At 62.9% G+C, this 6,099-nt stretch carries 6 protein-coding genes; all 6 read left to right on the top strand.

The annotated features are described in order from the left end of the window. Window positions 1–272 (top strand): enoyl-CoA hydratase-related protein (locus EN742_RS20885; protein WP_245492366.1); only part of this gene is annotated, 272 nt, incomplete at its 5' end. Window positions 273–430: 158 nt separating this feature from the next. After that, the gene (gene rpsT, locus EN742_RS20880; protein ID WP_126056644.1) at window positions 431–697 is read left to right on the top strand and encodes a 30S ribosomal protein S20; all 267 of its coding nucleotides are present in this window, start codon (window positions 431–433) and stop codon (window positions 695–697) included. A gap of 916 nt (window positions 698–1,613) precedes the next feature. Next, a complete protein-coding gene (dnaA, locus tag EN742_RS20875) occupies window positions 1,614–3,086 on the top strand; it encodes a chromosomal replication initiator protein DnaA (RefSeq protein WP_245455265.1) in 1,473 nt (490 codons plus the stop codon). 403 nt (window positions 3,087–3,489) lie between these two features. Further along, on the top strand, window positions 3,490–4,608 hold the full coding sequence (dnaN, locus tag EN742_RS20870; RefSeq protein ID WP_126056646.1) for a DNA polymerase III subunit beta: 1,119 nt from the start codon (window positions 3,490–3,492) through the stop codon (window positions 4,606–4,608). Between the two features lie 25 nt (window positions 4,609–4,633). Next, window positions 4,634–5,791, top strand: a complete 1,158-nt coding sequence (recF, locus tag EN742_RS20865) for a DNA replication/repair protein RecF (RefSeq protein WP_126056647.1) — start codon at window positions 4,634–4,636, stop codon at window positions 5,789–5,791. A gap of 31 nt (window positions 5,792–5,822) precedes the next feature. Then, the coding region (locus EN742_RS20860) for a ThiF family adenylyltransferase (protein ID WP_189375494.1) at window positions 5,823–6,099 on the top strand (277 nt) is incomplete at its 3' end.

The following is a 6,099-nucleotide window of genomic DNA, read 5'->3' as shown; positions in this document are numbered from 1 at the left end:
CCGAGGCGGAGCGCTGCGGGTTGGTGTCGCGCGTCGTGCCCGCGGGCGATCTCATTGAGGAAGCTCTGAAGGCCGCGGCCAAGATCGCCGAGTTCTCGCTGCCGTCGGTGATGATGACGAAAGAGGCCGTCAACCGGGCCTATGAAACGACGCTTGCCGAGGGTTTGCGGTTCGAGCGGCGGCTGTTCCACTCGCTGTTTGCGCTGGACGACCAGAAGGAAGGCATGGCCGCCTTTGCCGAGAAGCGGAAGCCCAATTTCACCAACCGATAAGATGGTCGGGCGCCGGCGTCAAAAAGAAGGCGAAGCGGCGTTGACGCGCCGGAAAAGCTGAACTATAAGCCGCACCAACCGAGGCGGCCTGTGGCTGCCCGTTTGTTTTTTGCGCCCTGCGATACCGCTGGCGCCCACCAGATCAGAAGAGAGGCACCATGGCCAACACCTCCTCGGCCAAGAAGGCAACGCGCAAGATCGCCCGCCGGGCCGCGATCAACAAGAACCGCCGCTCGCGCGTCCGCACTTATGTGCGCCAGGTCGAAGAGGCGCTCGCCTCGGGCGACAAGGCTGCCGCGCTGGCCGCGTTCAAGGCTGCCGAGCCGGAATTGATGCGCGCCGCGACGAAGGGCGTGATCCATAAGAACACGGCGTCGCGCAAGGTTTCCAGACTGGCGCACCGGCTCAAGGTACTGACTGCCTGATAAGCCTTTACTAAACTTGCGTTCTTCGAACCCGGCGGATGACGCCGGGTTTTTTCGTTTGCCGGCAAGTACTTAAAAAGAACGCCCCGAGATCGCGTCCAGGCTGGATTTCAAAATCCGGTTTACTTTGCCGGCATATACATGCGCACTGATATTCCGTTATGCCGAAAGCGGGCGCTGACCAAAATTCGGCTGTCAGAAATTAGCTATATATTTCAAACGCCTGTGGATGGTGATCCACAGCTTGTTCACATCGCGTTCGAGCGGCGGGGGACAAGTAGCTGTCAAGCGAATTATTTCAGAAAATTTCGTGCCGAGCGGCCATTTTCATATTCGCCGGAAAAGGGTTTGAATCACAATGGCTTTGTCAAAATATGCCGTTGCGGCACCCGCTCCGAACCCGTCTCCGCTAACCAGATTCGTTAAAAATCCGTTAGTCGTGGCCTTGCCCTATCCACAGCGATTTCGGTAATGTCCATCCATCGAAGGGACGGGCTCTTGGCCTTCAACCCAGCCTGAATCGGCCACCACAAAATGGCAGAATTCATGACGTGGATCAATTCCGCGAACGGGCTTGATTTGTCTTTTCGAGGCGGTAGGGGACTGGCGTAATTGTACATGGCAGGTCGATGGAGCCGGCGTTTTCGCCGGATGGCATCGCATTGCCCTGGTGTGTCGAGAACGGCCCAGCTTGCAAGAGCTGGCACCGGTCCCTTTGTTACGAGGCGATGATCACCTGCCGGCGGCGGCGGTGGTGTCGCAGCGAAGATACGGTCGCCGGAAACATGGATGCAGGAGGCGCATCCCCGGCGGAAAAGGGTACAAAAGGACAAGGAACTCGATCATGCAGAGCGGCATCGAAAGGGAGCTAACCAGCGAACTCCCATTCCCAACAACATTCGTCGGAGGGGACAGCATGGCGGGTTCCAGCGACGCGGAACAGAAGTTCGAGCGCGTCAAGGCCCAGCTGAAGGCGCGCCTGGGAGCTGAGGTCTATTCAAGCTGGTTTGGCCGCATGAAGGTTGCCGAGGCTTCCCGCGGCATTGTCCGCATCTCGGTACCCACGGCCTTCCTGCGGTCGTGGATCAACGGCCACTATCTCGATCTGATCGCGGAATTGTGGAAGCACGAGGATCCCGAAGTCCTCAAGATCGAGATCGTGGTGCGCACCGCCACGCGCCAGACACGCAATGGCGTCGAGCCTGAGGTGACGCCGGCGCGTAAGATGACCCGACAGACGCAGACGGCGCTCGCCGCGGGCACCGCCGCGACAGGCAGGGTCGAACGGGCTCCGGCGCCGCGCCCGGGCGTGCCCGCAGAGACCGAGTTCCGGCACAATGTGCTGGGGTCGCCGCTCGATCCACGCTACACCTTCAGTTCCTTCATCGAAGGCCCGTCGAACCGGGTGGCTTTCGCCGCCGCCAAGGCCGTGGCGGAATCGCAGTCGAGCGCGGTGCGCTTCAACCCGCTTTTCCTTCATGCGACGGTCGGCCTCGGCAAGACGCATCTTCTGCAGGCGATCGCGGCGGAATCGCTGATACACAACCCGAAATCGCGCGTCGTCTACCTGACGGCCGAGTATTTCATGTGGCGCTTCGCCACCGCCATCCGCGACAACAACGCGCTAACGTTGAAGGAGCAACTGCGCGATATCGATCTCCTGATCATCGACGACATGCAGTTCCTGCAGGGCAAGTCGATCCAGCATGAGTTCTGCCACCTGATCAACATGCTGCTCGACAGCGCCAAGCAGGTGGTGGTTGCCGCCGACCGGCCGCCGTCCGAGCTGGAGTCGCTGGAGCCGCGCGTGCGCTCCCGCCTCAATGGCGGCGTGGCCCTGGAAATGTCGGCGCCGGACTTCGCAATGCGTCTCGGCATGCTGAAGCTGCGCCTCGCCACGGCCAAGGTCGACGATGCCTCGCTCGATATTTCGGACGAGATCCTCAACCATGTCGCGCGCACGGTGACCGGAAGCGGACGAGAGTTGGAAGGCGCCTTCAACCAGCTCCTGTTCAGACAGTCCTTCGAACCGCAGATCAGCATCGACCGTATCGACGAGATCCTCGGGCACATCTATCGCTCGGGCGAGCCGAAGCGAGTGCGCATCGAGGACATCCAGCGCATCGTGGCGCGCCACTACAACGTGTCGAAGACCGAGCTTCTGTCCAATCGGCGCACGCGCACCATCGTCAAGCCGCGGCAGGTGGCCATGTATCTGTCGAAGGTGATGACGCCGCGCTCGCTGCCCGAGATCGGACGGCGCTTCGGCGGCCGCGACCATACGACCGTGTTGCATGCGGTGCGCAAGATCGAGGACCTTTCGGGCGCCGACAACACGCTGGCGCAGGAACTGGAACTCTTGAGAAGACTGATCAACGACCAGGCTTGAGCGGCCGGGAAAGACCTGGAGCGGTTCAGCGTTTCATGGAATCGCCGAACCGCTCTAACTAATTGTTTCTACGCAATTCCGGACGGAAAACCGTTACACACTTTTCCTGGAATTGCCCTAAAGCGCGGCGCGCCCGTAACGGTCCATGCGACGCGCTGAGGTGTGGTTTTCATGCATGTCGTTGTTCTCGAACCGCTGCGCGCTTTTGGGTGACATGCATTAAACGGGGACTTCGCCGGCTTTATCCCCAGAAAGCCCGCGCAACCGGTCCGAACCGGTGGCGCGGGCTTGCGTTTGCAGGCTTTTTCCTGTCAGTTTAGACAGATTCTGAGCCTGTTCAGAGCTTTCGCGGGGCGCCGCTCGCCGGAGACCCGCTCATTCATTCAAGCGAGCCTGTTTCGTCATGCGTGTTATCCTGGAACGGTCAAATCTCCTGAAGTCGCTCAACCATGTCCACCGCGTGGTCGAACGGCGCAACACCATACCGATCCTGTCTAACGTGCTGCTCAGCGCCGAGGGCGCCAGCCTCGAGATGAAGGCGACTGACCTTGACCTGGAGGTGACCGAAGCCACGCCCGCCAAGGTCGAGCGCGGCGGAGCCACAACGGTTCCGGCGCACCTGCTCTACGACATCGTGCGCAAGCTCGCCGACGGAGCGGAGGTGATGCTGAAGACCGACGAGGACGGCAATGCGATGACCGTCACCTCGGGCCGGTCGAGCTTCCGTCTGCAGTGCCTGCCGCAGTCCGATTTCCCGGAACTTTCGGCCGGCTCCTTCTCGCACATCTTCCGCCTCGATTCGGTCGACCTGAAAGGCCTGATCGAAAAGACGCAGTTCGCCATCTCCACCGAGGAGACGCGCTACTATCTGAACGGCATTTACCTGCACACGCATGAGGCCGGCGGCAAGCTGAAGCTGCGCTCGGTGGCGACCGATGGCCACCGCCTGGCGCGTGCCGAGATCGACGCGCCGGCCGGTTCGGAAGGCATGCCGGGCATCATCATCCCGCGCAAGACGGTCAGCGAGTTGCAGAAGCTGGTCGACGACCCGGATGTCGCCGTGACCACCGAACTTTCCGACACCAAAATCCGCTTCACCATCGGCAGCGTCGTTTTGACCTCGAAGCTGATCGACGGCACCTTCCCGGACTATCAGCGCGTGATTCCCACCGGCAACGACAAGAAGCTGATCATCGACCGCCAGAGCTTTGCCGCCGCAGTCGACCGTGTGTCGACAATTTCCTCGGAGCGCGGCCGGGCGGTGAAGCTGTCGATCGCCGAGGGACAGCTCACGCTCGCCGTCAACAATCCGGATTCCGGCAGCGCCACCGAGGAATTGTCGGCCGACTATTCGTCAGACCCGATCGAGATCGGCTTCAACGCCAAGTATCTGCTCGACGTCGCCGCCCAGCTCACCGGCTCGGAAGCGAAATTCATGCTTGCCGACGCCGGCTCGCCGACGCTGATCCACGACATGGCCGACGAGACCGCGCTCTACGTGCTGATGCCGATGCGGGTCTAGGCTGCGGCAGGGCCAGTTCGTTGCCGTGACGGGAGCTGCAAAACAGCAACAGACTCACATAAGTAAGCTTACACTTACCAACTTCCGCAACTATGCGGCGCTGTCCATCGATCTGTCGCCCGGGGCCGTGGTGCTGTCCGGCGACAATGGCGCCGGCAAGACCAATCTGCTGGAAGCGGTTTCGCTGCTGACGCCGGGGCGCGGCCTGCGCCGCGCGCCCTATGTCGATCTGGCGCGCGAAGGCGGCGATGGCGGTTTTGCGCTGCACGCCCGCATCGAGGGACCCGAAGGCCAGGTAGAGATCGGCACCGGCATTCCGGGTGGCGACAGCAGCGAAAGCGGCAGGCGCGTGCGGATCAACGGCGCTGCGGCGCGATCGGCCGAGGACATGCTGGAATGGCTGCGGGTCGTCTGGCTGACGCCGGCGATGGATGGCTTGTTCCCCGGGCCGGCCGCCGACCGGCGGCGCTTTCTCGACCGGCTGGTTCTGGCGATCGACCCCGGCCATGGCCAGCGCGCGCTCGACTACGAGAAGGCGATGCGAGGCCGTAACCGATTGCTTACGGAAGGATCGCGCGACGGCGGCTGGTTCGACGCCATCGAGACGCAGATGGCGGAGACCGGCGTGGCAATCGCCGCCGCCCGTGCCGAGCTGGTGCGCCTGCTTGCCGCCATGATTGAGCGGCTGCCTTCCAGCGGACCGTTTCCACAAGCCGACATCAGCCTCCACGGCGACCTGGAAAACGCGCTCGGCGCGGCGCCGGCGGTCGATGTCGAGGAGCGCTTCCGCCGTGCGCTCGCCGATGGCCGCGACCGCGACCGTGCCGCCGGACGCACGCTGGATGGCCCGCACCGTTCCGATCTCGTGGTGCGGCATAGGCCGAAGGCGATGCCGGCCGAGCTCTGCTCGACCGGCGAGCAGAAGGCGCTGCTGGTGGGGATCGTGGTGTCGCATGCGCGGCTGACCGGCGAGATGTCGGGGATGACGCCGATCCTGCTGCTCGACGAGATCGCGGCACATCTCGACGCCGGCCGGCGCGCGGCCCTGTTCTCGATCCTCGAGGAGCTCAATTGCCAGGCGTTCATGACCGGAACCGACGCCGCGCTGTTTTCCAGCCTCGAAGGCCGTGCGCAGTTCCTGACGGTCGACCACGGCACGGTTGGGCCAACCGAAGACCCCTGACAAGGTTTTTGCGCCGCGATAAGGTTTGGCCATGACCAAGCTTACCGACGAAGAACTCGAGCGCTATGCCCGCCATATCGTGCTGCCTGAGATCGGCGGCGCCGGCCAGCAGAGGCTCAAGCGCGCGCGGGTGCTGGTGATCGGCGCCGGCGGGCTCGGCGCGCCAGCGCTGGAATATCTTGCCGCCGCCGGCGTCGGCACGCTCGGCATCGTCGACGACGACACCGTCTCGCTGTCCAATTTGCAACGACAGGTGATCCATGCCACGGACGCGATCGGCATGGCCAAAACCGACAGCGCGTCGGCAG

Source organism: Mesorhizobium sp. M4A.F.Ca.ET.020.02.1.1, from assembly GCF_004022645.1.
In the GTDB taxonomy this organism is placed as follows: Bacteria; Pseudomonadota; Alphaproteobacteria; order Rhizobiales; family Rhizobiaceae; genus Mesorhizobium.
This window is presented reverse-complemented; position numbering and strand designations above follow the sequence as displayed.